The sequence below is a fragment of the Natrinema pallidum DSM 3751 genome, assembly GCF_000337615.1.
In the GTDB taxonomy this organism is placed as follows: domain Archaea; phylum Halobacteriota; class Halobacteria; order Halobacteriales; family Natrialbaceae; genus Natrinema; species Natrinema pallidum.
The window spans coordinates 1-26,187 of the sequence record NZ_AOII01000026.1 but is presented as its reverse complement, the minus strand read 5'-3'; the positions used below and the strand labels follow the sequence as shown (position 1 = coordinate 26,187).

Here is a 26,187-nt window from a genome sequence, read left to right as displayed (position 1 = left end):
AAAACGCCCCGCTCGAGAGGCGGCGGGCCAGGATCAGTCCTCGGCCGCGGCCGCCGAGTCGACGTAGACGAGTTCCCCCCGCGCCTCGAGCAGGCGGACGCCCCAGGTGACGGTAACGGGGACGAGCGCGGTCGTGAACACGGCGATGAAGACGAGGATCGATAACAGCTCCGCGTCGATAATCCCGGCTTCGAAGGCGACCTGCGCGATGATGATTTCGACGGTCCCGCGGCCGTTCATGCCGAAGCCGACGACCAGTCCCTCGCGGGAGGTAAGCGACGTCGGTAAGGAAAACAGCCACGAACCGACGATCTTCCCGACGAACGCGATGACGACCAGACCGGCGAGGACGGCGACGGAATCGGAGAAGACGCTGAACGTGATCTCGAAGCCGACCGTGACGAAGAAGATGGGGGCGAACAGCCCCATCGCGAGGTCGTACATAACCGTGTGCATGTGCTCGTAGAGCCCGGTCTCGACGTCCGCCTGCCGGAGGAACATCCCCGCGACGAACCCGCCGATGATCATATGGAGGTCCGCGAGCGTCGCGAGGTGGGCGAACAGCAGGGAGACGAGGAGGGCGAACGTAAACGCGGTGGTTCGGTCGACGAACCCGTACCGTTCGCGCTGGCGCTCGATCGATCGCCACGCGATCGGGAGGAACTGATAACCGATCAGGAGCGTCACTGCGAAGAACCCGATCGCCTGCAGGAGGATCATCGCGATCTCGGCCGGGTCGAGTGAGCCCACGGTCACGTAGCTATCGACGCCCGCGAAGGCGATGAGGACTCCCACGTCGGAGGCGAGCGCGCCGCCGAGCAACACGTTCGCGATCCGGGTGTCCAGCAGCTCGAGGTCGGCGAGAATGCGGGACTTCGTGGCCAGCGACGTGGCGGCCATTGCGAGCCCGATGAACAGCGCCGCGCCGACGGAGACGCCGAGCCAGATGCCGGCCACGTAGCCGAGGCCGAACGGAATGACGAACGCGCCGAAGGCGATCAGCAGCGACTGGGGGCCGAGTTCGAACAGCTCCCGCAGATCGACCTCCATGCCGACGTAAACCATCAGGAGGAACACCCCGAGCTCGGAGAGGACCGAGAGGAGTTCCGAGGGACGCAGGAGTCCGAACAGCGCGGGACCGAAGGCGATGCCGGCGAACAGTTCGCCCATCATCGTCGGATAGCCGACGCGCTCGGCGATCGCACCGAACACCCACGCAACCGAGAGAACGAGGAGGAGGCTCAGGATATCGATGGAAACGGTTTCGACCATCGTTACGGCCACCCGTCGTCCGGCGGTCGAACGTATCGTGGGACTCGCGGTCGGCCCTGCCGGTGTGGACTCATTGTTGATTCACCTCTCGAAACTGGGCTCGGTCAGCTGTGACGGCACACAGCCACTTTACTGGACAGGGCGGTCAGTCGTCGGTGCTGGTCTCGAGATCGTCACCGATCGCCGGTCCCGACGGGCCTTCGGTGACGGCGACGTCTCGCCAGGTACCCCGTCGGTACCAGCCGTAGGCGAGGCCGGCACCGACGACGTTCGAGACCGCAAAGGCGATCCAGATGCCGCGGTACTCCATCGTCGTCCGCGAGAGGGAGTAGGCGATCGGGAGCCGGACGGCAGCGTATGTGACGAGGACGATCGCCGCCGCGGTGAGCGTCTTTCCGGTTCCGCGGAAGCTACCGTTGTAGGCCCGCATGACGCCGATGAAGCCGAAGGACGGCGCGACGTACCGGAGGAAGGTAACGCCCACCTCGATGACCTGGGCGTCGTCGGTGAAGGCAGCGGTGATGGGTCGTGCGCCGAACCATGCGACGATACCCATCGCACCGAGGACGAGGAACATGATTCGGGCGGCGAAGTCGGCGGCGGCCGCCGCGCGGTCCGGTTTGTCCGCCCCGACGTTCTGGCCGGTCATCGTCTCAACGCCGCGGGCGACCGCGATCGCAGGGAGGAAGACGACCGAGAACACGCGGGTGCCGATGCCGTAGGCAGCGACGACGTAGGTCGGGAACAGGCCGACGATCACCAACAGCAGGTTGATCGACAGGGCTCTTCCCATGCCTTCGATGGACGCGGGAAAGCCGATCGAGACGATTTTCTTGGCGAAGGCGAGGTCCGGACGCATCTCTCGGAGCCGGATCTTGACCCCTCGCGTCCCGCGGAACATGATCGCGAGTCCGACGATGAGTGCGAGTGCGCGGGAGAAGACCGTCGCGATCGCCGCCCCCTCGATCCCCAACGTCGGGAACGGCCCCCAGCCGAAGATCAGGAACGGGTCGAGGACGACGTTGAGCAGGACGGAGCCGAACATCACCAGCATCGGCGTGATCGTGTCGCCGTAGCCACGCATGAGCGCGATAAAGACGAAGAACCCGAACATGAAGGGCATCCCCAGCGAGATAACCTGCATGTAGTCGGTCGCCAGCGGTAACACGTCCTGTGACGCGCCGAAGAGTCCGAGCAGTCCCTCGACGAAAACGTAGCCGATGAGCCCCAGCCCCAACGCGCCGAGCAGCGACAGCGCGACGGTCTGGGAGGCGGCGTACTCGGCCTCGGCCTCCTCGTCGGCACCGATATGCTGTGCAACCAAGACGCTACCGGCGACCGATAGCCCCATCCCGACGGAGATGAGCAGGAAGACCATCGGGAACGCGAAGCTGATCGCCGCGAGCGCCTCGGTGCTGTACTGGCCGAGCCAGAACGTATCGATGAGATTGTAGGCCGTCTGCAACAGGTTCGTTACGATGATCGGCAGCGACAGGTAGAACAGCGGCTTCGCGATGCCGCCCGAGGTGAGATCGAACTCGTCGCGACCTTTGAACAGTCTGGAAATCCGATCCAGAAGGCTCATTCGGCGGCCTCCATTTCGTCGTCGACCGTCGTGTCCGTGTCATCCGCCAGGAGGTATTCATCGATGTACTGGTGGACGTGACGTTTCGTCCGCTCCGGGGACCGATCGACCGCGGCCGCTCGTGTCTCCGACCCGTTCGAGACCGTGACGAGAAAGTCGGCCGTCTCGTCCGGGTCGACATCAGCGCGGAACTCCCCCGCCTCGAGCCCGTCCGCGACGAGGCTCGCGAGACGCTCGTGGAGCGCCCTGTCGAACTCGGCCAGTTGCTCCCGATAGGCCTCGTTGTACGGCGACTGGGCCTTGATCTCGAGGATCGCCGTCCGGAACTCCTCCGCGGACTCCTCGTCGGTCGGAGTCAGCAACTCGTCGAGGAACTCGTGGAGCCGCTCGGTCGGCGTCTCCCCGGGAATCGTCCGCGTCCGCTCCTCGAACCTGTTCAGGAGAAACGCCAGAAACGACTCGAGGAGGTCCTGTTTCCCCTCGAAGTGATAGTGAAGGGTTCCCTTGCTTTTGCTCGATTCCTCGGCGATATCCTGCATCGTCAACTCCGCGTAGCCGTGCTTACACAGCGCGCCGTACGTTGCGTCCATTAGATCGTCGATCGTCCCATCTGTCATTCAGAAAATCTCTACACGGGCTTACTGACTGGCCAGTCAAAAGCCCTTCGCAACCGGGCGATCACGTTCGGTCGAATCGGACGGAATCACCCCGGGAAGGCTGGGACGCATCGAAATCGCTCTCGGAGACCGGACTGAGACGGTGCGTTCCGGATCGATCGCCGAGGCTGGTTACGCCCGGTCGCGCAGGCGCTCGAGAACCGTTTCGGCGTTCTCGACGGCCTGTTCTTTCTTCGCCGGGTAGGCCTCGACCTTCCCGCGGAAGGTGATCCCCTGTCCGAGGCGGACGTCCCCCGCGAAGGCCGCCTGTTTGTCGAGTCGCAAGAAGAGTTCGGTGTTCTCGGTGACCCGTTCGTCGAGTTCGTCGGTCAGTTCGTCGAAGCTCTCGAGGTCGGCCAACCGCGAGAGGACGTGTCGGAGATCGTCGGCGTTCTCGACGCGGGCCGAGAGGACGAGGATACGGTCGCCGTAGTGGCCCTCGCTCTCGGTGCGCTCGATCTCGAACGGCTCGTCGTCGCCGTCGGGGAGGAAGGTGCGAAGCGCTTCCTCGACGCGTTTTTCGTCCTCGGTGGCGTAGCAGAACGTCCGTAAATCGACGTAGTGAAGCGGTATTTGTGGCATCTGCGATTCGAAAGTCGGTGTGATGAGTGCGGGCGCGGTGGTGACGGGACTCGAGAGGCCGAGCCGCAGGCGGTGTTTACTCCTCGTCGGCGTCGACGTCTTCGGCAGCAGCCGCCTCGAGATCGTCCTCGGGGACGCCGGCCTCCTGCCCGTCGTCGAAGCTGATGGTGTAGGTAACGTCGCCGAACATCGACTCCATCGTCTGGGAGACGGTGCCGGTTTCGCCGTCGAACTCGCTGTGCTCGTCGTGTAGGACGACGCGGTCGTCTTCCTCGAAGCTCATGAGTTGTGATTCCCCGTCTGCGTGTAAAAAGGGACTGATTTGGACGTACTGGTATTGTCGCCGTCAGGCAGGCGTAACCGGGGTTCAGGCAGCGTGACGAGGGAGTGGGACCGATCCGTTCGGCGAAGCTCGAGCCCGCCAGGAGTGGACTGCAACAGCGGGAGCGTCACCACTGACCGTCACTGCACACCGGAGTACACGACGACGGTGCGTTCAGTGTGTCAATCGTTTCAGTTGCTACGATATTCGAAGGAGGCAAAACCGGCTCATTCGAGAACGACTCGCTCGGCATCAACGGTCACTGTGAAGTCCTGATAGTCAAATGCGACGCGGACAGCGCCATTACCGGTGACGAGCGTATTGAGGGCCTCGGGATCGATCGTATCGTACAACGGTTCGAGTTCCAGGACCGGTGTATTCGTTTCCGTAGCGACAGCGCGAAGGACGGTCTGGCTCGGGGAATCGCTCCCCTCGATCTGGCGTACGATCATGGGTGTCGGATTTGATGGGGATGTCCCCCGTGTTTTCAATCGTGTGTTGCCGGCTAAGCGTTTTAAACATTTTGAACAGTTCAATAGAGCAATTATAAATGTACATTGTACGCAATATAACTAAAAAGGCGTATCTGCGTATCGACGCCAACAGGACGTACGATGGTGAAGAAGACTGTGAAGGTGCGTGGGCGAAAAGGGACCGCGACGATGGACCTCTCCATTCCAGCGGCAATTACCCGAGAGTTCGACATTGAGCGTGGTGATGTCCTTTCCGTGGAGACCGACACGGATGAGAAAGATCGGTTAGTTTTGCAGTACACTCGAGTCTACGACGGAGAATAGCGGTGGTCAAACGCGGTCGCACGCCGTCACAGCCGACCCGGAGTGGCGCTCATCGGCCCGGCGACACGGCGGCCTCCTGACACGGACTCGCGGGGACGGACGCCTCGATCGAGGAAACCGACCGCGGCGAATCGGCTCCCGATCCGTTCAGGCCTCTGATTCGACGTCGAGTTCCTCGAGGAGGGTTTCGGCGGCCGCGCTCGAGGAGCCGGGCCCGCGGGCGGTGAGCAGGTCGCCGTCGACGGTGACGCTGGTCGCCGACTCGAGTTCGGCGTCCCAGTTGCCGCCGGCCGCTTTCACTTCGTCTTCGGTCCAGTAGGGCAGTTTGCGGCCGTCGGGCATGCGATCGGCCTCGTCGACGATGCCCTCCTCCCACTCGTTGGGGAAGCCGGTCACGTCGCGTCCGTTGACGATGAACGCGCCGTGGCTGTCGCGGGCGAACCCGAGCATACCGACGGCGTGGCAGACGACGAGCGCCTTGCCGTCGCCTTCGACGATGTCCCGGAGGAGTTCGCGAGCGTGTTTGTCCTGGTTGATGTCCCACGCGGTGCCGTGGCCACCGGGGAAGACGACGGTGTCGTACCCCTCGGCGTCGGCCTGTGCGACCGGGATCGGGTCGTTCAGTCGCTCGTCGGTCTCGTGGACCTCGCGGACGTGTTCGGCGGTCTCCTCGCCGACCTCGTCGGGGTCGAGCGACCGCTCGTCGATGACCGGCGGACTCCCCGACGGCGTCGCAACCGTGATCTCGACGCCCGCGTCCGAGAGCGTCTCGAGCGGCTCGACGCATTCCTCTCCCCAGTACCCTTCTTCGCTGACGACGAATAGTGCGTCCGTCATGCATCACTTCTAAGACGGGGAGCGTAAAAACGACCAGCCCACCCCTCGGTTCTGCCGCAAGTCGCTGCGCTTACAGGTCCGTCTGGGGGAGCCTCACGGTGATCGTGGGTTGCTTTTTTCGCCGTCGACGCCCTACCTTCGGGAGGTGATCTCATGGCAGACCGACCGCGTCCGTTCGACGGTATCGACGACCTGCTCGACCGACTGAACCGGCAGATCGAAACGGCGGCCCGATCGTGGGAATCGCAGGTCGACAACCGAAGCCAGTTCGATCTCTCGATGAGCGGTGCGGAGACGAGTCTGGACCTCGCGGATGAGGGCGACGAGTTCGTCGTCACCGTCGACGTCCCCGGCTACGAGAGCGACGACCTCGAGTTGCGCCTCTCCGGGCAAACGGTGGCGGTGTCCGGCGAACGGGAGCAACGGCGGGAGGCCGGCGGCGACGAGGAGACGTACATTCGGCGCGAACGGAAAACGCAGTCGTTCAGCCGTCAGGTTCGGTTGCCGGAGCCGGTCGATGTCGACGCGGTTCGAGCGAGCGTCAACAACGGCATCCTGACGGTGCGACTGCCGAAGCACGAGCCGTCGGCCGACGCACACTCGATCGACATCGACTAGTCCGCGTCGACGAGTCGCTCGCTCGTCGCCGCCGGCCCCAAGCGTCCCGACGGTTCCCGTCGGTATCACTCGTCGAGGTTCAACGCGTCGAAAAACCGGCGTGTGAGTCGTCCGCCCACGAAGGACAGCAGTTCGTCCTCATCGCCGCCCTCGTCCGCGAAGAGGCCAAGTTCGATTCGGCCGCCCGCCATGTCGTGGTGACCGCCGACGGCACCGAGTTCGTCGAAGCCCGCCTCCAGCGTCTCGCCCATGTGGACTCGCGGATCGATCGACCGGCCGCTCAGCCGGATCGCGTCGCCCACGACGCCGTAAACCAGTACCGTATCGACGCCCTCGAGGTTGAGCAGGTAATCCGCCGCCTGTGGTAACGCGTCGGTTTCACCGGTCTTGCCCACGCTCGCGACGAGCGACGACCCCCGGCGTTCGCGGCTGACGATCGCCCGACCGATCGCGTCCAGCGTTCCGGGCGAGAACGCGCTGCCGTACAGTTGCTCCAGGATTTCGAGTTCCGCGTCGGGGTAGACCGCGAGCGCCGCCTCGTACTCCCGTCGCGTGGGTTCGCGGACGAAGTCCAGCCGCTCGCGGTGGAGCGCGAAGAGCAACGCGGAGGCCAGCCGCGACGTCAGATCGACCTCGAGTTCCTGTAGGTACTCGACGAAGATCGTCGCCGTCGCGCCGTAGTCGGCGCGAACGTCCTCGAACGCGGCATCGGCCGGCTCGCCCGGATGGTGATCGATGACGACATCGGGAGTGACGCTCGCCGGGACCTCGGTGTTCGCTCCCGGTCTGGTGTGGTCGACGAAGCTCACGCTGTCGTACTCCTCGATCGTCGTCTCCGAGAGCGTCCGAAGACTGATCTCGAGTAAGTTGACGAACGCACGGTTTTGCTGGTGAGAAATCTCGCCGCCGTATGCGATCGCCACGTCCGCGACCGCGTGTTCGGACGCGATCGCCTCGAGTGCGAGCGCGCTGGCGAGACAGTCCGGATCGGGATTGTCGTGACAGACGATCGCCAGCGAGTCGGTCCGCTCGAGGACGGACACGAGGTCGGCCGCACGAGACATATTCGACGTACGGGAACGAAACGCTTGAATCCCGCGTCGCGTCTCAGGAGCGACGAAACTGAGCGGGGACGCGTCGGCTCCGACCCCCGCCCGACAGGAACGTCGTTGGGTCGTGCGTGACGGTGGGGTCGAACCCACCGGGGTCGTCCCGACGGATCTCACGCATCGGCACAGTCGTCACCCCGTTCGAGACCGGCTGTCCGGCGCGAACCGTGCGTATCGGACACTTATTTCATCCGGCTCACTAAACGGAGTGTATGCGAGACGCATATCTCGTCGGCGCGGGACAGTCGGACTACGGGGCCTTCCCCGCGGAGAGCTACCGCTCCCTGTTCCGCACGGCGTTCGATGCGGCGACGGACAGCGTGCCGAAGGGGCTCGAGGCCGGGGACGTCGACGAGGCGTTCGTCGGTACTCTCGGCGTCGGCGGCCGCCAACTCGGTCTTTCCGGCCCCGCAGTGACCGAACACGTCGGCCTCGACGGCGTGCCGACGACGCGCGTCGAGAACGCCTGCGCGGCCAGCGGCTTCGCCGTGCGACAGGCCGTCCAAGCCGTCAAGTCGGGGATGGCGGACGTCGTTCTCGCCGGCGGCTTCGAGATCATGTCGGACATGAGTTCGGACGCGACGAAGTACTGGCTCGGCGTCTCCGGGGAGACCGAATGGGAACGGCTCTCGGGGACCACCTTCTCGGGTGTCTACGCCCAGATGGCCTCGGTCCACATGGCGCAGTACGGCACCACGCGCGAGCACCTCTCGCGGGTCGCCGTGAAGAACCACGCCAACGGCGCGAAAAACCCCCACGCACAGTTGGGATTCGAGTGTTCGCTCGAGGACGCCCAGTCCGCGCCGGTCGTCGCGGACCCGTTGAACCTCTATCACTGCTGTCCGACCTCGGATGGGGCGGCCTGTGCGCTGATCGTCAGCGAGGACGTGGTCGACGACTACACGGACGATCCGATCCGGGTCGCCGGCGTCGGTGCCGGCAGCGACACCGTCGGCCTCTTCCAGCGCGACACCTACACCGGCGTGCCGGCGAGTCAGCGCGCCGCCGAGACGGCCTACGAGATGGCCGACATCGAGCCCGACGCACTCGACTTCGCGGAGGTTCACGACTGCTTCGCCATCGCGGAACTGCTGGCGTACGAGGACCTGGGCTTCTGTGAACCGGGCGAGGCCGGTCAGTTGATCGAGTCCGGCGCGACGGAACTCGGCGGCGAGCTCCCCGTGAATACGTCCGGCGGCCTCAAGTCCAAGGGCCACCCCATCGGCGCGACGGGTGCCGGACAGGTCGTCGAAGCCTACAAACAACTCTCCGGGAACGCGGGCGCACGACAGGTCGAGACCCCCACCCGCGGGCTGACCCACAACGTCGGCGGCAGCGGTGGTGCCGCCGTCGTTCACGTGTTCGAAAAGGAAGGGGAGGTGAGCGCGTAATGGCCGCGATCACCGGCGTCGGCGCGTACGCACCGCGGTTCCGCATCACCAGCGAGGCCTTCGAGGACGCCTGGGGCCAGTTCCACGCCGCCGGCGTCACCCAGAAGGCCGTCCCCTCGGCCGACGAGGACGCCCTGACGATGGGCTACGAGGCCGCGACCCGCGCGCTCGAGGCGGCCGAGACCGACCCCGACGAAATCGATTGGCTCGCGTTCGCCTCCTCGCGGCCGCCGACTGCCGAGGAGGACCTGACCGCCCGCCTCGGTGCGATGGTCACGCTCTCCGAGTCCGCGACCCGCCACGCGTTCACCGGCAGTACGCGCGCCGGAACGCGGGCGCTGTGGGCCGCGCTCGACGCGCTCGAGGCCGATTCGACGACCGCGCTCGTCGTCGCCGCCGACGCGCCGCAGGGCGATCCCGACGACGGGATCGATCACGCCGCCGGGGCCGGCAGTGCGGCGTTCGTCCTCGAGCGCGAGGGCCCCGCGGAGATCGTCGACCGCGCCGAGTATTCCGCGCCGTATCCCGGCACCCGGTTCCGCAACGCCGGCGAGGACGAGACGCAGGGGCTCGGCATCACCCAGTACGACCGACGGGCGTTCACCGAGACGATCGGCGGTGCCGTCGCCGGGCTCGAGGACGAACCCACCCCCGATGCGGTTGCGATCCAGGCCCCCGACGGGAAACTCCCCTATCGCGCCGCAGGCGCGGCCGGCGTCGGGACCGAGGAGATTCGAGCCGCCGCGACGGTCCACGAGCTGGGCGACCTCGGCGCTGCGAGCGTCCCCGTCTCGCTGGCGACCGCACTCGCGGACGGGTACGAGTCCATCCTCGCGGTCTCCCATGGCAGCGGCGCGGGGGCCGACGCGGTCGTCGTCAGCGTTGCGTCGGAGACACGCCAAAGTGACGGCGACGTGCCGGCAGTAACGGCACTCGAGGGTGACGACCCGCTCACCTACGCCGAGTACCTGCGCCAGCGCGGCATCGTGACTACGGGGCCGCCATCGGGCGGTGGTGCTTACGTCAGCGTCCCTTCCTGGCGGCGCTCGATTCCCCAGCGATACCGGCTCGAGGCGGGCCGCTGTTCGGAGTGCGATGCGCTTTCGTTCCCGCCGGACGGTGCCTGTGACGACTGCGGCGCACTCGCCGACTATGAGCCTATCGAACTCGCGGGCGAGGGGACGATCGAGGCCGTGACGACGATCTCCCAGGGCGGCGCGCCACCGGAGTTCGCCGAACAGCAGGCCCAGTCGGGCGACTACGCGGCCGCGATCGTCGCGCTCGAGACGGACGGTGCGTCGGAGACGCACCGAAAGGACGGTGATCACGCGGAGCGAAACTCCGCGGACCGTTCGAGCGGGCAGCGCCAGCGAGAAGAAGGCGTCGATAGCGGCGACGAGACCGTTAGCGTCCCCGCGATGGGCACCGATGCCGACCCCGCCGATTTCTCCGTCGGTGAGCGGATTGAGACGACGATTCGCCGGATCTACACGCAGGAAGGCGTCACCCGCTACGGATTCAAGATTCGGCCCGCGGGCGAGTAGCGGGCTCGAGCCGTCGAAACTGGGGTTTCGGCTCCGTCGAAGAGCGGAACTCGTCTTGGCGAGCGTAGTACTCACTGCACACCTGGCCGCACGACGGCGTTGCAGTCAGTGTGTCAACCGTTTCAGTGACGAGAATAGTCGGTCGCTACGTGTAGATGTCGATCGCTGGACGTTCTATCGGCCGCGAACGCCGTCCAACCGGTCGTATCGAGAACGGTCGAGCGCAGTTACGGCTGGAAATGCGGCCAGTTTTTCTCCGGGACCAGTTCGGATTCGCCACAGCAGCCACACTCCGCAGGTGCCTCGTACTCGTGTCCGCTCTCGGTTCGTTTGGAGACCGTACCGGCGTGTATCATCTGACAGGCCGTACAGACGTACTTTTCCGGCATTTCTGGGGCGTGGGCCATGTCAATTCATACCCGTGCTACCGATATATAGTCGGGGTGAGAAGGGGTCACAGAATAGCTGACGGACGGATGTGCTGAACGACCTCTGAGCCCCTCGAGTATCTAATTCCCCGTCAGCGCCTCGCTCGCCGGCGCGAACTCGATCGTCTGGCCGAGTCCCTGTTCGCTGGCACGCTCGTAGAGCAGGTACGCCGCGGCGACCGTCTCGATCCCCGTCCCGCCGCTATCGAAGACCGTGAGTTCGTCGTCGCTCGTTCGGCCGGGTTCGGTCCCGGCGACGACCTCGCCCAGTTCGGCGTGGACGTGATCCTCGGTGATCGCGTCCGCCTCGAGCGCCTGGATGAACGAGCCGGCGTCGAGCGTTGCCCGGTCGCGGAGGTCGGGAACGTATGTCGCCCGAGCGATCGTCTCCGCATCCAGCTCACGCTTGTCCGGCGAGTACTGGCCCATGGCTGTGACGTGGGTTCCGGGCTCTAGATCGTCGCCGTCGATGACCGGCTCGCTGGCCTGTGTCGCCGTGATCACCACGTCCGCGTCCGTTACGGCGGCGGTGCTCGAGTCGACCGCGCGGACAGCCGCCTCGAGGGCGTCGTCGAAGTCGGACGCGAAGGCCTTGCGGTTCTCGGGTGTCGGCGAGTAGACCCGGACGTCGGTGAACTCGCGGACGGTCGCAGTCGCGTGGAGCTGCCCCCGGGCTTGTGCGCCGCTGCCGATAATCGCGAGGGTGTCGGCGTCGTCGCGGGCGAGTTCGTCGACGCCGACGGCACCCACCGCACCGGTCTTGAACGGGTTCATACTCGCGCCGTCGAGCAGAGCGAGCGGCGCGCCGCTCTCGGCATCGAACAGTGGCGTCATGAACCAGGCGTCGGCCGCGCCGAAGCCGGCGCTGTACATGTATCCGCCCATGGCACCCGTGTCGGGGAGGATGGCGGCATAGGCCGTGAACATCCCCGCCGGATCCTCACGGAGGAACTTCGACCGCGGCTGGGCGGGCGCGCCCTCACCGCGCTGGCGATAGCCCTCGCGGACGGCGTCGACGTATTCGGCCGGCGTTGCGAGCGAATCGACATCCGAACTTGCCAGAAACAGCGTGTCAGTCATCGTCGATAATAGGATTCGGAGACGTGAAAAAGGACCGAAAGCGGGGATAGAGACCGAAATCGCAAGATCAGTCCGCGTTGATCGGCGGGCGCGCGGATCGGGATTCGTCGCCGGAGTCGACTGGCGTATTGACGAACATTGCGTGCCCGATAATTCCCATCGCGGCCAGCGAACCGAGCGGTATCGCCGTCGTCAGCGACAGTCCAACGAACAGCAGGGCGGCGGTGATACCGAGCAGTGCGACTGGGATGAGGCCGAGGACAATGTCGTAATATCCAGTCATAATCTATTCTATAGTATGCTAAATAACCATATAAGTGTTTCCCATAATCGGTTCGTGGTGTACTCATAACAAACCAGAACCCAACAGATATGGCCTTCATAACTTATGAAGAAGTTACATCGTCCCAGTCCGATAATGTGTTCGCGATTGAGACACCGACGGCAGCGAATCAAACGGTACGGCCGGCAGTATTAGTCCGCGAGAAGCCGCATTACCGTCCGTTTCGTCCAAGGGTGAGAGAGGAACGATGACGCTCAGTTCGGCTCACAATGATGACAGCAACCGGTATCGCATCAACTTACTCGGTTACTGATAGGTACAGCGAGAGCCCGAGCCGCCAGCCGAGCAAAACGACGAGGACGGAGACGGTTATCACAACGGGGAACGGCCAGATGGTGCTGCCGTGTAACGGTGGAGACCCCCTGAGCATGAGTCCCACGTTTGCCGCCGCGATCCAGGCGGTCGCCGTTACTCGGAGTCCGTCCCGGCCCAAGAGACGGTCACGCGTGTAGACGCCTGCGAGCGCTGCGACGGCGAGCCACCCGATCACGAACGGAGCGATCGTCTCGAGCGATTCGAGCGGGGTGGCGACCGGGTCGCCCCCGTGGTGGACGTAGCCGTAGAGGACCATCGCGGCGACGAGGCCGACATCGATTACGCCGGCGGCGATCCGCTTGCGGCCGGCTGCGCTGTCACGGACGCCCGTCTGAACTGCCGTGTCCATAGTCGACCGTGGGTGCCCCGTTCCTATTGATTCCCCGGTTCCGATCGACGGCGTGGCCGGCGGCTACGCGAGCGCGAGAAACGGATCCGGCCGCTCTCCGGACCGACGTCGATACGGTCGCGGCGGCCACCGGTATCCCTGACAGGAGAGGAGGAACTCGGCGACCGGGGCCGCCGAGTGTCGTCCAACGGACAGAGCGCCTCCGTGCGAGGGGAGCCTCGCACGAACGAGCCATCGGCCGGGGGGCACTTTGTTATCGACACCGTTCAGCAGCGACGGCCACACGGTCGGCTTCCGACCGACGGGTAAGCGAGTCCTACGGCCACACCCACTCCGTGCAACGTTCCCGTTGCGACGACCCTCGAGACGGTGACGACAGTGACGAGGCCGGCAACCGATCGTCGCCGACGCCTGCGAACCGTTCCGGCGGATGACGGACGAGGGCTACCCGTCTTTCCGGCCCGAGAAACCGATCGTCGCCGGATCGAAGTAGTACGTCGATCCGCAGCCGTTACACGAGGCGGTCAAGTGTTTGCCGTGACTGTGGAGTTTCCAGAGTTTCGTCTGCCCCCGCTCGAGTTCGAGCGTGACCGGCTGGGTGCAGTCGGTGACCGTACAGGGGAACCGAATATACCAGTTCGGGACCGACAGCGCTCCGAGCGGCGCGAGTTCGCTTCGGAGCCGACAGAGCAAGTTGAAGATGGTGACCGAGAGGTCGTCCCGATCGATCGTCACGCCTTCGACGTCACTGATGAACCCGCGACAGCTGACGCCATCATCACGGACCGGCAAGACGGGAATGCCTTTCGCCACCGCGTAGCCGACCTCCTGATTGATCCACGTGTTTCCGGCCGCGTCCTCGGTCAGCACGGCGACGACGAGATCGCTGTTGGCGAGGCGACCCTCGAGTCGCTTTCGGGAGCGGCCGGACTCGATCTCCTCGAGCGCGATGTGGACGCCGAAGGGGAAGTTCTTGACCGTCGAGAACAGGTCCTGCACGAGGTCGAGATTCCGTGGCGCGTGTGAAACGTACACCTGCTCTCCAGTCATGGGATCGTCTACGATACACACGCGTATGGGACATCATTAATCTATCTTTCCGATCAGATGATTAGGGTGGGTTCTGGGTTGAGAGAACCGTCCGAGCGTATCACCACTGACCAACCCTCGTAATTATTTTGTGTTATTTATTAGAAAAGAAGCCAATTTCGCTCCTCGTTACTATGGGGCGTGCTTTGGATCCAATTGGATCTATTTGGCGAATACATAGTACGCTCTCCCCACTGATTCTCCCAGAAGAAATGAAATCGTTATAACCAAAACTAGTACAGTCGAGACATTCAGCGCAAGGGCGGCACTCCCTAGTCCGATTAGCACACCAATGATAAGTCGGATGAAAATATTGTTACCATGTAATTGCTGTAACCGTTTCTCGATCACCGAATACGCATCAAGGATGCCAAGCACTGCGCTTACAATCATACTTGCCGCAAGGACCGGGATAGTAAGCGGTTCAAGACTCCCGTCAGTGAACCCTTCTGTCATGTACCAGAGTACACTGATTGCTAGTATTACCAGTAGACTTGTGAGTATGAGGATTTTCTCATTTCCAGGCCCGTTGCTGGTTGAGATAGGTTTAAGCGAGGACATCTATTAGCATAATATTATTCGCTAGTTTAAATATCATTCCGGCAAATCGGTCGCGTTTAGTTTATAGCATTCTGACAGATGGCGTAGGCGTGGAGCCACGATTCTGCGGTTGGTGGGTTAGCGTGACTAAAACAGTTTGAGAACGAAGTGCTTCAGTGTTTTATATTTCTAAAAATACCTTCGACAGCGTTCCGATGTCCGTGTTTTTCGTATCGAAATCGGAGTCCGTATCGACGGAGTGCTGTCTGGAGATGCTGTGCGCCATCGACGAGAACCACGGCGTCTTCGACATCGTGTTTCTCCATGACTTATTGTAGAAACCGTTCAGTCAATACGGTCGTAGTCGTCAAAAATAGCCGTATATGGTGAACTCTGTTCGTTTTAGGATCGACTGCAGCGTACAGCCAACATCGGTGATCATCGATTTGAATCACGATCTCATCGAGCACAACGTGATTCGGAGTCGCGTCAGTTGCTGGCTGTAGATTGGCTTTCTGTACCCAATCATGGCCGGTCTTTCGCGAACGCTTGACACCGAACTTCTCGAGTTTTCGATTAGTATTTAAAAGAAATAGTCCACCAAGATGAAGTCGAATACCGAACTCCATTAGCTGACGCGGTGTCCGCTCTCGCTCCAACACTCAAATCGATCCAGTCGCTATACCCGCTGAGGCGGCTGATTTTTGGCATGGGCTCCATAAAATCGTACCCCTCACTGTTCACGCTGAACTAAACACGGCCGCCAACGCGGCGGTGCTCGGAGACAGCCGAACGAGCCAGGCGTGGCGGTTTCAACGCGTTCTATGCCGGTGGCAGGCGACTCGATCGGGCGATCGATCGGCTCGGATTTTGTACGGCGGGACGTACCACCGCGGCTGTTGCTGATTCCTAACCCGGAAGAATTATCATCCGTTTCCACAAAATTTTATATTGAAGGTCAGAATTGGACAACTCATGTCAATTTTGAAACAATACCGATCAGTTCCGATCGTTTACCGAATCGCAGTCGCGTTCGTTCTCGGTGCTCTCGTTGGGCTGGTAGTCGGTCAGCCAGCAACGTCGCTGCAGCCGGTCGGTGATCTATTCGTTCGCTTACTCGAGATGATCATCGTCCCCATCATCATCTTTACGTTGCTGATGGCGACGCGGGAACTCTCCCCGAAGAATCTGGGGAAGGTCGGCGGACAGGTCGTCGTCCTGTATCTCGCCACGACGGCCGTCGCTATCGCGATGGGGCTGGGCGTGAGCAATCTCATCGATCCCGGGACGGGAATAACCGTCAAGCAGACCGATGTCCAGACCGAACAGACGCCGTCGCTCGTGGACCAGATATTCAGTATCGTCCCCGAGAACCCGTTCGCCGCGATAGCCGAGGGGAACATCCTCGCGATCATCTTTTTCACCCTCATCTTCGGCCTCGGGATGACGATGGTACGAGCGGAAGCCGAACCGGATTCGGCGGTCCGGAACGGCATCGAAACCATCTTCGACATCGTCGACGCCGGCGCGGAGGTTATGTTCAAAATCGTCTGGGGGATTATGGAGTTCGGCGTCATCGGTGTGTTCGCACTAATGGCGGCGTTGTTCGGGGATGTCGGCGTGAAAGCGATCCGTGCGTACTTCACCCTCTCGCTGACTCTCGCGGTCGCGATCGCCCTCCAGATCACCCTCGTCTACCTCCTCTTGCTCATCCGCGGGGCGGTCGGCGCGTCGCCGGTGGCCTTCCTGCGCGGTATCAAGGAGGCGCTCATCACGGCGCTCAGCATCCGGTCCTCGACCGCGACGCTTCCCATCACGATGTCGGACGCCGACGAGAACCTCCGCATCGAAGAGCGCGTGTACGGCTTCTCACTGCCGCTGGGTGCGACCATCAATATGGACGGAACATCGATGTACCTCGGCATCGTCGCGGTTTTCGCCGCGAACATGGCCGGTGTCTCCCTTACGCTCGCCGAGCAGTTCGCCATCCTGCTTACCGCACTCCTCGCGAGTATCGGCACCGCGGGCGTTCCCAGCGCAAGCCTCGTCATGATGACCGCGGTGTTGACACAGGTCGGCCTCCCGCTCGAGGTCATCGGGATGATCGCGGGAATCGATCCGCTGCTCGACCGCCTTCGGACGATGAACAACATCGCCGGCGACCTGGCAGTGACGACGGTAGTCGCAAAGTGGAACGACGCGATCGATCTCACGGGCGGCGTCTGGACCGACGGATCGGTTGGCCTCACCCAAGAGTCCGTGAGTACGACGGACGACTAACCGAGACCGCGATAGACGACCCTCCGAAATCCGACTCGAGACGAGTCGATCCCCGATCGCGACCGCATCGTATCCGCGCGTCGCACCGAACGGCGCTGCGGGTATTCTCCGGATTTCTGCGCGACCGCCACGGACTCAGTGAGACTGCAACATGAGCGATTCACAGAGCGCGTCGGGACCATCCTCCTCGAGCAAGCGGCGCTGTCTGTCCGCACCGCTCTCCCGCTCGTAGACGTCTTTGATGCCGTCGATCCCCAGTCGCTCACACTCCCGATCGACGAGTTCGCCGAGGTCGACGGTGCCGTCGAGATCACGATCGATGAAGGCGGCATCCTGGCCGTAGCGGATGGCTCGCCACTTGTTTTCGTCCAGTAGTTCCCGGCGGTGGCGATGACCGCTCGTCCCGTCCTCGTACGCCTCGGCGAGGGCTTCGACGAGCGCATGGGTGTACTCGACGAACGCAAGCACGGTTTCGGGATCGGCCTGCCCGTCCGGCGTGCGCACTTCGACGGTTCCGTGGGCGGTGTGTGGCCGCACGTCGTACCAGAGTTCGCCGCGATCGTTGATCGACTCGGTCTCGAGCATCCGTCGCTCGAACCGGTCGAACGTCTCGAAGTCCTCGAAGTGGGTCGGCATGCCGGTGTTGGGGAGCGCTTCGAAGATCTTGGCGCGGGCGGACTGGAGCCCGGTGTCGAACCCGTTCCAGTACGGCGAGTTCGCGGAAAGGGCGAGCATGATCGGGACGTACCACCGCAGTTCGTTGGCGATCCAGACCGCCTTGTCGGCGTCGTCGACGCCGACGTGGACGTGGACGCCCGCGGTCGTGTTCCGGTGTTGTGGGTACTGAATCCGGTCGAGCTGCGATCGGTAGCGGGGTTTCTCCGCGTGCTCGAGTTCGCGCCACTTCGCGAGCGGGTGGAGGCCGGCGGCGGCGATGCGATAGCCGTGGGCCTCGGCGTGTTCGACCAGCGCCCGCCGGATCTCGAGCAGCGAGTCACGGGCGTCGTCCGGGGTTTCGATCAACGGCGTCTGGGTCTCGATGACGAACTTGAACAGTTCGTGATCCAGGCGGTCCGCGAGGATTTCGGGCGGGTCGTGTTCGTAGACGAGTTCGTCGGTCCCGCTGGTGGGGCGGCCGTCGTCGTCGACGACGAAACACTCTTCCTCGATCCCCAGCGTCCCCATGCGCGTAAACGATTCCCGCGACCCGCGTTCCATCGTGCCCTGCTTTCGTCGCCGATAGTAAATACGGTTTGGAGTCGGAGCGTCCGGCCGGGAACCGAACGACGCACCGCCGTCGACCGATCGGGACGCCGACCCGCGTCGCGACGAGCGCTCGAGTTGGGCCGGGCGTCAGCTCTCCTCGAGATGAGGGATCGCTACTCGGCGTCGACGGTGACCACGCCTTCGGTAGCGTTGAAATGGACGCGTCGCTCCGCGCCGACGGTGAGGCTCACGCGGGCGAGTTCGAACGTCTCGGGGCGCTCGACGCGAACGACCGAATGCCGCGCGGTGAGGTCGCTCGTCTGCTTGAACGGCGTCGTCTGACAGCCGTGGAGGTGGACGCCGCGGTCGGTCGCCTCCGCGCGCTTCCAGTGATGGGTGACCGAGCCCGAACCGAAGCCGGATTCGACGACGAGCAGGACGGTTTCCTCGAAGTCGATCGCGTCGATGGGCTCTTCGGGACCCTCATCACTGCCGCCATCTCCGAGTTCGAACACCTCGCGGACCTCCGCCGCGCTCGTGAGGGCGCGAACGGCGTACGCCTCGTCCTCGGTATCGGCCGTCCGGAGCAGCAGGTCGGCCCGGGGAGCCGATACCGTCTGGAACTCGAGGTCGGAGTCCCCCGGCATGTTCGCACAGAGGTACAGCTGGTTCCATTCCTCGGGCTCGGTCGGTTGCGACTCGATTTCGTACGGCGGCTCGTCAACGCGCGGGTCTTCCGGAACCGCGCTTGTCGGTTCCGAATCGGCGTCGCCGTCGTCGTTCCCGTTTCCGTCGCCGGTCTCAGTCTGGTCGTCGGCCTGTAGACAGCCGGCCGATGCGACCGTCGCGAGGGCGGTTCCGGCGAGGAATCGTCGTCTGTTACACGTCATCTCCTTTCCCCTACAGTCGAGGTTTGTAAAACTCTTCTACTGGGTGAAAGACGCACTTGAGCTATCGTCGCCAGTGAACGTCACTGCACACCCGCTCGCACGACGGCTGCGCGATCAGTGTGTCCCTCGATTCAGTCGTTCCTCTCGGATCGCGATTCCACGGGTTCCGTGTGTTCGACCGCCATCCCGCGTCCGGCGGGGCATCCCGACGCCGCGCCCTCGGCTGTCGCGAGGTCAGCCACCGCTCTCGAGGAGACAGGGACGTCACACCTCGGACCGTTTCCAACGCTACTGTGGGGGTGGCTCCCTCGAGACGCACCTCAGCAGAACGCTATTACACCACTGAGTGAGGTCGGAATAGATCTCTTACCCCAGTCGTCCGATCCATCGAATTCGGATGTTTCTACTCCTGAAACGCTCGAACGAAACCACCGGTTTTTGCCGAACTGTGACGGTATCACCGATGGTTATGCTACCGCGTGCAAGAACCGTCGGCGTCGCAGTCATCGCGACGCTCGTCCTCCTCTCGGGGGCGAGCATCGCGTTTGCCGCGATCGACGCCAGCACGGCCCAGGACAACGAAACGGGGAACCAAACAGCGACAGTGACGTTCGAGAACCAGACGTCGAACGGGTCGGCAGTCGTGGTCAATAACACGACGCTCCCCGAGGGCGGCTTCGCCGTCATCCATGCGGCCGCGCCCGTGGACGAAAACGCGACGGACAACATGACGGCGGACGAGAACGAGACCGTGACGAACGTCTCCGAAGAGTACGAGCCAGGGGCGGTCCTGGGTAACTCCTCTTACTTACCGTCCGGCGACCACGAAAACGTGACCGTCGAACTCAACGACTCCCTCGAGGAGAGCCAGGTCCTGATCGCGATGGCCCATCAGGACACCAACGACAACCGGACGTACGAGTTCCCCGAGGCCGACGGCCCCTACACGAGTGACGGCGAGCCGGTGATCGACGACGCGCTGATCACGCTCGAGGATGGGATGAACGAGACGATGGCCGACGAGATGATGGACAACGAGACGATGGACGACGAGATGAGGGATGACGAGATGATGGACAACGAGTCGGAGCCGTAGCGATCACCGTCCGTTTTTCCCACCGGTTCGTGCGTCTCGAGTGACCGTCTCAGATGATCCGCGTCCCGTCGTCGGCGACCGCGAGCTGGGTGATGCGTCGTGCCAGCAGCGCCCGCCCCGCGTCGGTGGCGGTCACTTGCCCTATCTTTAAACAGCGAGAGAATCCCGCCGTTTACGGCGGGCGTGAATCGTATCACTCGACAACGTAAACCACCGTCACCGGTCGGTACGAAACCCCAATACTTAGTACACACCGTACCGTACGTATTTGCAAGGGTTACGTCGGCTTTCGGCACTTGCGCGGAAGTACGAGACGCGCTGAAACCAACGTCCTGGGTTTTCCAGGGCGAAGGTTCCCACGGTCGGATGGACCACGGTTCATCGGATGCGGGGTTCGCGTCGTTCGCGAGCACGGTAAACCGACCTGATAGGTACGGGCGGCTAAGTGTGACCGGACCGTCGATACCGTGAGGCATGACCGCTTGGGTGAGAGACGCTCTGAGAAACCAAGCGTCAATGACACGCTTGCGGATGGGAGCACACGTGGCGGTGCCACAGGACGCTCCCGAGCGAGGAACGAAACCCGTTCCATCGACCTCGGGAGAGAGGGTCCTGAAACCTGCTCGGCAACAGGCCGGGTTTCCTCGTGCTGGGGAAGCCTCGCCGTTTACGGCGAGGAGGACGTCACTCACCGCGGTCGCGCCACGATGCCGAGATGATCCGCGTGGTAGTTCTCGAGTAGTTCCGTCTCCAGAATGTCGTACCCCTCCGATAGCTCTTCGCGAACGTCCGCGAACACAGCAGCAGGCTCCCGCGTCACGTCCTCGCTCCGGGCCTTGACGGCCAACAGGAGCCGGCCGTCGTCGGCCAAGAACCGCCGGTTCTCGAGCGCTACGCGGGCCTGCCCCCGCGTTGCCACGTCCTGCACGATCACGTCCACGTCCGACTCGACGATGTGGGCGTAGGTCTCCGGCTTCCGGGCGTCCTTCAGGAGCGGAAAGAGTCGCTCGCGTGAGTCCGCGGTCTCGAGCAAATCCCGCACCGGCCGCGCGGCGAACTCGACTGCATAGGTCGGGCCCGCGAAATCGGCGACGTGGCTCACCGTCGTCCCGCTCGCGGCTCCCAGATAGAGGACCGTCTCGCCGCCTTCGAGGCCGGTGTCCATGCCCACCTCGAGCATCGCGCCGAGCTTCGACCGGTGTGGGTTCCATGCCCGCCACTCGCCGTCCGTCGGTTCGCCGTAGACCGGCTCCCCTCGCGTCGCGAGGCGGTCGGTCCCGTCGAACGCGTGGCGCTCGACCCCCGCCGGAAGCTGCTCACTCATCGGCGGCACCCCCGTCGCTGCCGGCGTCGTCTCCCGTCGTCCGCGCCTGGATCGTCTCGATTCGCTCGGCGAGTTCCGCCTCGAGTTCGGGCTTCAACTCGCCCGAGTAGTGATCGACACGAGCGGCGATGGAGAGTTTGCCGGCCACTGCGCGCGCCGCCGAGCCGCGATTCTCGGGGTGGGTACCCCGAACCGCGTCGTGCGTGTAGATGATCCCGTGTTTGGGAGAGGGCGCGTGCCCGCGCAGGTGGGCGAACAGGGCGTCCTCCGCACCCAATACCTGTACCGTGCCGCTGGGTTTCTTCGCGAGTTCCTCTAAGCCGCCGGCAAGCGCGATCAACCGAGCCGCGAGGACCGGCTCGGCCAGCGCCGAGAGGTTCGGCGCGACGGCCGGGGTCCGACGGTCGACGAACTCCCGGAGTTCGTCGGCCTCGTCGGCGAGGTCGGCGACGCGCTCGGCGAGCGACCTGATCGCGGGCTCCGCGAGGTCGTCGTCGGCCTCCCCGCGTGCGAGCGTTCTGGCGTACTCGATGCCGGTCCCCGCATCGGGGTCGACGGTTCCGGCCCACTCCGCCAGCCGCTCGGCGAGTTCGTTGGCCGTCCGACTGCAGTCGTCCATGGCCCGAATACTATGTTTTAGCTGTTGATCATCTGCCTTTTCTCGCTCTCTGACGGCTTCGCGGGTGGATTCGACCGTGGACTCGTGGAGTTTGGCGTAATAGTCGACTTCGTCGTCCGCGAAACCCGCGTCTACGGCTTCGGCAGGCCAATCTCGAGGTTCCTCAGCAGTCTTCTCCCGAATAGCCTCTGTAGTCGCTTCTACATCCGCTGGATCGATGTCCGCGAACCACCCCGTACTCGTGGCACTCCTATCGTTCATGTCTCTCCTAAGAAACCGGTCCCGTATATGCGTTCTCGAAATACGAGGCTGTGCCGCCCTTCGTAGTGGTTTCCGTAACGACGTTCTCCGTGAATCGCGGGAAACAATCGATCTACGATATGCTGGAAGACACCGACGATTCTCTACTCCTGGACTAACTTTCTCCGGTCTCAGTCGTCGGGCCGCTACCTATTCTCCAGGTCTCTATCGGTCGGCACCGGTAGAGACGTTCATGAGAAATCCGACCCATTCGACGAGATGGTGGCGAACGTCGTCGACGAGTAGATGCATTATCATCGGGCCGGTCCCTCCGTTACGGGACCGCTCCGATAATAGGTATTCACCTAGTCCTGAGTCCTTGCTCGGTGAGGTTATCTTCGAATGTATCGCTGTCTATGCCCACTCGAGTACACGGTGTAATACCTCTAGTCGAGGGGTTCGCTCCGACTCCCAATAGCCGCCAGGCCCGGCGAAGTCGGATCGATTCCTAGCAATCGGTGCTACCTCTTCGATTATTCCGAAGTCCCATCGAAGATGTGCGCTCGAGCGCAGACTTGGGTCTGTCTGAAACCGTCGCGGTCGCGATCGTCACGAGGTCGGTCTTCATATTCAACCACACAAGGGTCCGCCTGAAACGAGCGGTAAGCTCGGTCGAAGCCTCGTCAAACCAGCTTCGACCCCACAAGGGTCCATCTGAAACGCGAGAGCAGTAGTAGCTCCACATCGAAAAAGAAAAAGCTTCGACCCCACAAGGGTCCATCTGAAACGCGAGGCGATCACCTCCGACGACGACGGTGGTGACGGCTTCGACCCCACAAGGGTCCATCTGAAACTTTCCCCCATCTAACCTAAGCAATCTTGTTCATGGGCTTCGACCCTACAAGGGTCCATCTGAAACCGTGCCGTGCTCAACCAGACTCGCGACGCGGAGGCCGCTTCGACCCCACAAGGGTCCATCTGAAACGCGGCGCAAGCCGGACGATCTCGAGCATGAGGACGCGCTTCGACCCCACAAGGGTCCATCTGAAACCGCCTGCCCCAGTTGTGGTAAACAAGCCCGCGTATCCGCTTCGACCCCACAAGGGTCCATCTGAAACCGGCGATCTCACCCTCCTCGTGTTCGATACTCTCGTGCTTCGACCCCACAAGGGTCCATCTGAAACCGGCACTGGTGACGCAGATACGCCAACCATGTCGAGCTTCGACCCCACAAGGGTCCATCTGAAACCGGCCAGCGTCTCGGCTAGGTCCTCAAGTGGGGCGTGCTTCGACCCCACAAGGGTCCATCTGAAACATGTCAGTAATCCCGTTGTGCGGTCCGACGTTGGAGCTTCGACCCCACAAGGGTCCATCTGAAACAGGATCGCCCACAACTCGTCGGCGCTCTCGTACTCGCTTCGACCCCACAAGGGTCCATCTGAAACCAGCTCTGCTTGGAGGCTATCCGGGTCACCGACGAGGCTTCGACCCCACAAGGGTCCATCTGAAACCGACATCGACCGCCCCGCGAACGAGGCCAGCGTCGCTTCGACCCCACAAGGGTCCATCTGAAACACCGGAGCGAGAACCAGAGTACGTTGGCGCTTACAGCCCTTCGACCCCACAAGGGTCCATCTGAAACCCGGTAGTACTTTGGTAAGTCTTTGTCAAGTGGGACCTTCGACCCCACAAGGGTCCATCTGAAACTCATGGAGGCGCTCCCGACCGCCGAGGACATCGGCCCTTCGACCCCACAAGGGTCCATCTGAAACCGTCGACCGTCGACGGCCCGTTCCTGCCGCTCCCTCTTCGACCCCACAAGGGTCCATCTGAAACCAAATGCGGGTGTCTGGGGGGGTCGGGAAGTTAGAGGGCCTTCGACCCCACAAGGGTCCATCTGAAACGAGGTTCTTAAACTCGCCCCCGCGGAGCCCGGCATCCCTTCGACCCCACAAGGGTCCATCTGAAACTAATCAACGGACATAATTCGTCAGGCAATATTGCCGACCTTCGACCCCACAAGGGTCCATCTGAAACCTGGGAAGTGGAGGGGGAGTGATTGCCGGCGTCGACGCCTTCGACCCCACAAGGGTCCATCTGAAACGAGTGCGCCAGCCACGACGACCGAGCGTACCAGACCCCTTCGACCCCACAAGGGTCCATCTGAAACAAATGGCTGGAGCATCCGTCTTTAGCTAAGACGAGAACCGCGTGACAGCGACGGCTTATCGAGGCTACTTTTCGAGAGGAATGAGGAGGAGAAGTCTGTGNCATCCGTCTTTAGCTAAGACGAGAACCGCGTGACAGCGACGGCTTATCGAGGCTACTTTTCGAGAGGAATGAGGAGGAGAAGTCTGTGCACAACCCTCGCTCCTCAACGAGAATCATGCGTCGGCTCACTACACTGTTTCCCTCCGAGTTCCTCGAAGAGCACGCCGAGGAACTCGGCGTGGTTGAGCGAGAGGGCAAGCTTCAGATTCCCGTCCTCGTGTGGGCGCTCGTGTTCGGCTTCGCCGCAGGCGAGAGCCGAACACTCGCCGGGTTCAGACGCTGCTACAACTCCACAGCTGATGAAACGATCTCTCCCGGTGGATTCCATCAGCGGTTGACGCCGACGTTGGCAGAGTATCTCCGCGACCTCGTCGAGCGTGGTCTCGACGAGGTCGCTGTTCCCAACGCTGTTGACGCTGATATCGACCGATTCAGAGACGTGATGATCGCTGATGGAACGGTGTTGCGGTTGCACGAATTCCTCTCTGATGAGTTCCAAGCCCGTCACGAGGAGCAGGCTGGAGCGAAGCTCCACCTGCTCCACAACGCCACCGAGCAGACGATTGAACGACTCGACGTGACCGACGAAAAAGCGCACGACAGCACGCTGTTCAAGACGGGTTCGTGGCTCCAAGGACGGCTCGTTCTGTTCGATCTAGCGTACTTCAAGTACCGCCGGTTCGCGTTAATCGACGAGAACGACGGCTACTTCGTGAGTCGGCTGAAGCAGAACGCGAATCCGGTGATAACGGAGGAATTACGGGAATGGCGCGGGCGCGCCATTCCCTTAGAGGGCAAGCAGATCCACGATGTGGGCGATGATCTCTCTCGGAAGTACATCGACGTTGAGGTCGAAGCGGAGTTCAAGCGAGGCCAGTACGAAGGAACGCGGTCGCTGGACACGAAGCGGTTCCGCGTCGTCGGCGTCCGTGACAAGGACGCCGACGACTACCATCTGTATATCACGAATCTATCGCGAGAGGAGTTCTTCCCGGAGGATTTAGCAACGCTGTATCGGTGTCGGTGGGAGGTAGAAACGCTGTTTCGTGAACTGAAGACGCAGTACGAGTTGGACGAGTTCGACACAAGCGACCCGGATATCGTGAGAATTCTGCTGTATGCGGCGTTGCTGTCGCTGCTGGTGAGTCGTGAGCTGTTGGATCTGGTGACCGAGCAGGCTGATGACGAGATCGTGTTTCCGCCAGAACGCTGGGCGGCGACCTTCCGGTCGCACGCCCAGCTCATCCTCCACGAACTCGGTGAGTATCTCGGTTACTCACCACCGCCGTTGCTGGAGCGGCTGATCGAGGATGCTCAGAAGATTCACCAGCAACGTCCGGTCTTACAGGAGACGCTCGCTACCGCTACGCAACCGAGGTGTGAGTCTTAGCTAAAGACGAATGA

General features: G+C 62.8%; 26 protein-coding genes and 1 CRISPR repeat array. Of the genes, 8 read left to right on the top strand and 18 right to left on the bottom strand.

Annotated features, from left to right (window positions below):
* Window positions 1-33 precede the first annotated feature (33 nt).
* The 6 genes from C487_RS03080 to C487_RS03055 all read right to left on the bottom strand — a co-directional run bounded on the left by C487_RS03080 (window position 34) and on the right by C487_RS03055 (window position 4,869).
* Window positions 34-1,272, bottom strand: coding sequence for a cation:proton antiporter (locus C487_RS03080; protein ID WP_006184206.1), 1,239 nt, complete (start codon window positions 1,270-1,272; stop codon window positions 34-36).
* Between the two features lie 145 nt (window positions 1,273-1,417).
* A complete protein-coding gene (locus C487_RS03075) occupies window positions 1,418-2,857 on the bottom strand; it encodes an MATE family efflux transporter (protein ID WP_006184205.1) in 1,440 nt (479 codons plus the stop codon).
* Window positions 2,854-3,447 carry a TetR/AcrR family transcriptional regulator gene (locus C487_RS03070; RefSeq protein ID WP_006184204.1) on the bottom strand — a complete coding sequence of 198 codons (594 nt, stop codon included), beginning with the start codon at window positions 3,445-3,447 and terminating at the stop codon, window positions 2,854-2,856. The genes C487_RS03075 and C487_RS03070 overlap by 4 nt, the downstream gene beginning before the upstream one ends.
* Window positions 3,448-3,645: 198 nt before the next feature.
* Window positions 3,646-4,095, bottom strand: coding sequence for an RNA-binding protein (locus C487_RS03065; RefSeq protein ID WP_006184203.1), 450 nt, complete (start codon window positions 4,093-4,095; stop codon window positions 3,646-3,648).
* Between the two features lie 76 nt (window positions 4,096-4,171).
* Window positions 4,172-4,378 carry a hypothetical protein gene (locus tag C487_RS03060; RefSeq protein WP_006184202.1) on the bottom strand — a complete coding sequence of 69 codons (207 nt, stop codon included), beginning with the start codon at window positions 4,376-4,378 and terminating at the stop codon, window positions 4,172-4,174.
* Window positions 4,379-4,644: 266 nt separating this feature from the next.
* Window positions 4,645-4,869, bottom strand: coding sequence for a HalOD1 output domain-containing protein (locus tag C487_RS03055; protein ID WP_006184200.1), 225 nt, complete (start codon window positions 4,867-4,869; stop codon window positions 4,645-4,647).
* A 162-nt stretch (window positions 4,870-5,031) separates the two neighbouring features.
* Between C487_RS03055 and C487_RS03050 the strand changes: the two genes are divergently transcribed.
* On the top strand, window positions 5,032-5,214 hold the full coding sequence (locus C487_RS03050) for a hypothetical protein (RefSeq protein WP_006184199.1): 183 nt from the start codon (window positions 5,032-5,034) through the stop codon (window positions 5,212-5,214).
* Between the two features lie 147 nt (window positions 5,215-5,361).
* Here C487_RS03050 and C487_RS03045 read toward each other — a convergent pair whose 3' ends face one another.
* Entirely contained in the window at window positions 5,362-6,051 is a 690-nt protein-coding gene (locus tag C487_RS03045) for a type 1 glutamine amidotransferase domain-containing protein (protein ID WP_006184198.1), read from the bottom strand.
* A 153-nt stretch (window positions 6,052-6,204) separates the two neighbouring features.
* On the opposite strand from C487_RS03045, the gene C487_RS03040 reads away from it, so the two are divergent.
* A complete protein-coding gene (locus C487_RS03040; RefSeq protein ID WP_006184197.1) occupies window positions 6,205-6,669 on the top strand; it encodes an Hsp20/alpha crystallin family protein in 465 nt (154 codons plus the stop codon).
* Window positions 6,670-6,734: 65 nt separating this feature from the next.
* Here the strand turns inward: C487_RS03040 and C487_RS03035 are convergent, their stop codons facing one another.
* Entirely contained in the window at window positions 6,735-7,733 is a 999-nt protein-coding gene (locus tag C487_RS03035) for a DHH family phosphoesterase (protein ID WP_006184196.1), read from the bottom strand.
* A gap of 257 nt (window positions 7,734-7,990) precedes the next feature.
* Here C487_RS03035 and C487_RS03030 point away from each other — a divergent pair, with 257 nt between their 5' ends.
* Window positions 7,991-9,169, top strand: coding sequence for a thiolase domain-containing protein (locus C487_RS03030; protein WP_006184195.1), 1,179 nt, complete (start codon window positions 7,991-7,993; stop codon window positions 9,167-9,169).
* Window positions 9,169-10,713 carry a zinc ribbon domain-containing protein gene (locus tag C487_RS03025; protein WP_006184194.1) on the top strand — a complete coding sequence of 515 codons (1,545 nt, stop codon included), beginning with the start codon at window positions 9,169-9,171 and terminating at the stop codon, window positions 10,711-10,713. Before C487_RS03030 ends, C487_RS03025 begins: the two co-directional genes overlap by 1 nt.
* 227 nt (window positions 10,714-10,940) lie before the next feature.
* Here C487_RS03025 and C487_RS03020 read toward each other — a convergent pair whose 3' ends face one another.
* The 6 genes from C487_RS03020 to C487_RS20080 form a co-directional block, all read right to left on the bottom strand.
* Window positions 10,941-11,120, bottom strand: coding sequence for a hypothetical protein (locus tag C487_RS03020; protein WP_006184193.1), 180 nt, complete (start codon window positions 11,118-11,120; stop codon window positions 10,941-10,943).
* A gap of 102 nt (window positions 11,121-11,222) precedes the next feature.
* Window positions 11,223-12,221: an ornithine cyclodeaminase family protein gene (locus tag C487_RS03015; RefSeq protein WP_006184192.1), complete on the bottom strand. Its 999-nt coding sequence runs from the start codon at window positions 12,219-12,221 to the stop codon at window positions 11,223-11,225.
* A gap of 67 nt (window positions 12,222-12,288) precedes the next feature.
* A complete protein-coding gene (locus tag C487_RS03010) occupies window positions 12,289-12,504 on the bottom strand; it encodes a hypothetical protein (protein ID WP_006184191.1) in 216 nt (71 codons plus the stop codon).
* A gap of 298 nt (window positions 12,505-12,802) precedes the next feature.
* Window positions 12,803-13,228, bottom strand: coding sequence for a DUF3054 domain-containing protein (locus C487_RS03005; protein ID WP_006184190.1), 426 nt, complete (start codon window positions 13,226-13,228; stop codon window positions 12,803-12,805).
* 444 nt (window positions 13,229-13,672) lie between these two features.
* Entirely contained in the window at window positions 13,673-14,278 is a 606-nt protein-coding gene (locus C487_RS03000) for a toll/interleukin-1 receptor domain-containing protein (protein WP_006184189.1), read from the bottom strand.
* A gap of 201 nt (window positions 14,279-14,479) precedes the next feature.
* Window positions 14,480-14,878, bottom strand: a complete 399-nt coding sequence (locus C487_RS20080; RefSeq protein WP_152422461.1) for a hypothetical protein — start codon at window positions 14,876-14,878, stop codon at window positions 14,480-14,482.
* A 147-nt stretch (window positions 14,879-15,025) separates the two neighbouring features.
* On the opposite strand from C487_RS20080, the gene C487_RS21955 reads away from it, so the two are divergent.
* Both C487_RS21955 and C487_RS02995 read left to right on the top strand, forming a co-directional pair.
* A complete protein-coding gene (locus tag C487_RS21955; RefSeq protein ID WP_152422460.1) occupies window positions 15,026-15,247 on the top strand; it encodes a ferredoxin-thioredoxin reductase catalytic domain-containing protein in 222 nt (73 codons plus the stop codon).
* A gap of 585 nt (window positions 15,248-15,832) precedes the next feature.
* Window positions 15,833-17,137 carry a dicarboxylate/amino acid:cation symporter gene (locus C487_RS02995; protein ID WP_006184188.1) on the top strand — a complete coding sequence of 435 codons (1,305 nt, stop codon included), beginning with the start codon at window positions 15,833-15,835 and terminating at the stop codon, window positions 17,135-17,137.
* A 135-nt stretch (window positions 17,138-17,272) separates the two neighbouring features.
* Here the strand turns inward: C487_RS02995 and C487_RS02990 are convergent, their stop codons facing one another.
* On the bottom strand, window positions 17,273-18,355 hold the full coding sequence (locus C487_RS02990; RefSeq protein WP_006184187.1) for a glutamate--cysteine ligase: 1,083 nt from the start codon (window positions 18,353-18,355) through the stop codon (window positions 17,273-17,275).
* A gap of 161 nt (window positions 18,356-18,516) precedes the next feature.
* Window positions 18,517-19,233: a hypothetical protein gene (locus tag C487_RS02985; RefSeq protein WP_006184186.1), complete on the bottom strand. Its 717-nt coding sequence runs from the start codon at window positions 19,231-19,233 to the stop codon at window positions 18,517-18,519.
* Window positions 19,234-19,696: 463 nt separating this feature from the next.
* Here C487_RS02985 and C487_RS02980 point away from each other — a divergent pair, with 463 nt between their 5' ends.
* Complete coding sequence (locus tag C487_RS02980; protein ID WP_006184185.1) at window positions 19,697-20,329, top strand: DUF7282 domain-containing protein; 633 nt, start codon at window positions 19,697-19,699, stop codon at window positions 20,327-20,329.
* 688 nt (window positions 20,330-21,017) lie between these two features.
* Here the strand turns inward: C487_RS02980 and C487_RS02975 are convergent.
* Entirely contained in the window at window positions 21,018-21,653 is a 636-nt protein-coding gene (locus tag C487_RS02975; RefSeq protein WP_006184184.1) for a fibrillarin-like rRNA/tRNA 2'-O-methyltransferase, read from the bottom strand.
* Window positions 21,646-22,533, bottom strand: a complete 888-nt coding sequence (locus tag C487_RS02970; RefSeq protein WP_006184183.1) for an NOP5/NOP56 family protein — start codon at window positions 22,531-22,533, stop codon at window positions 21,646-21,648. Before C487_RS02970 ends, C487_RS02975 begins: the two co-directional genes overlap by 8 nt.
* Before the next feature lie 606 nt (window positions 22,534-23,139).
* Window positions 23,140-24,682: a CRISPR direct-repeat array (repeat unit 30 nt; unit sequence CCTTCGACCCCACAAGGGTCCATCTGAAAC).
* A 216-nt stretch (window positions 24,683-24,898) separates the two neighbouring features.
* Between C487_RS02970 and C487_RS02965 the strand changes: the two genes are divergently transcribed.
* On the top strand, window positions 24,899-26,173 hold the full coding sequence (locus C487_RS02965) for an IS4 family transposase (protein WP_006184182.1): 1,275 nt from the start codon (window positions 24,899-24,901) through the stop codon (window positions 26,171-26,173).
* The last annotated feature ends 14 nt before the right edge of the window (window positions 26,174-26,187 follow it).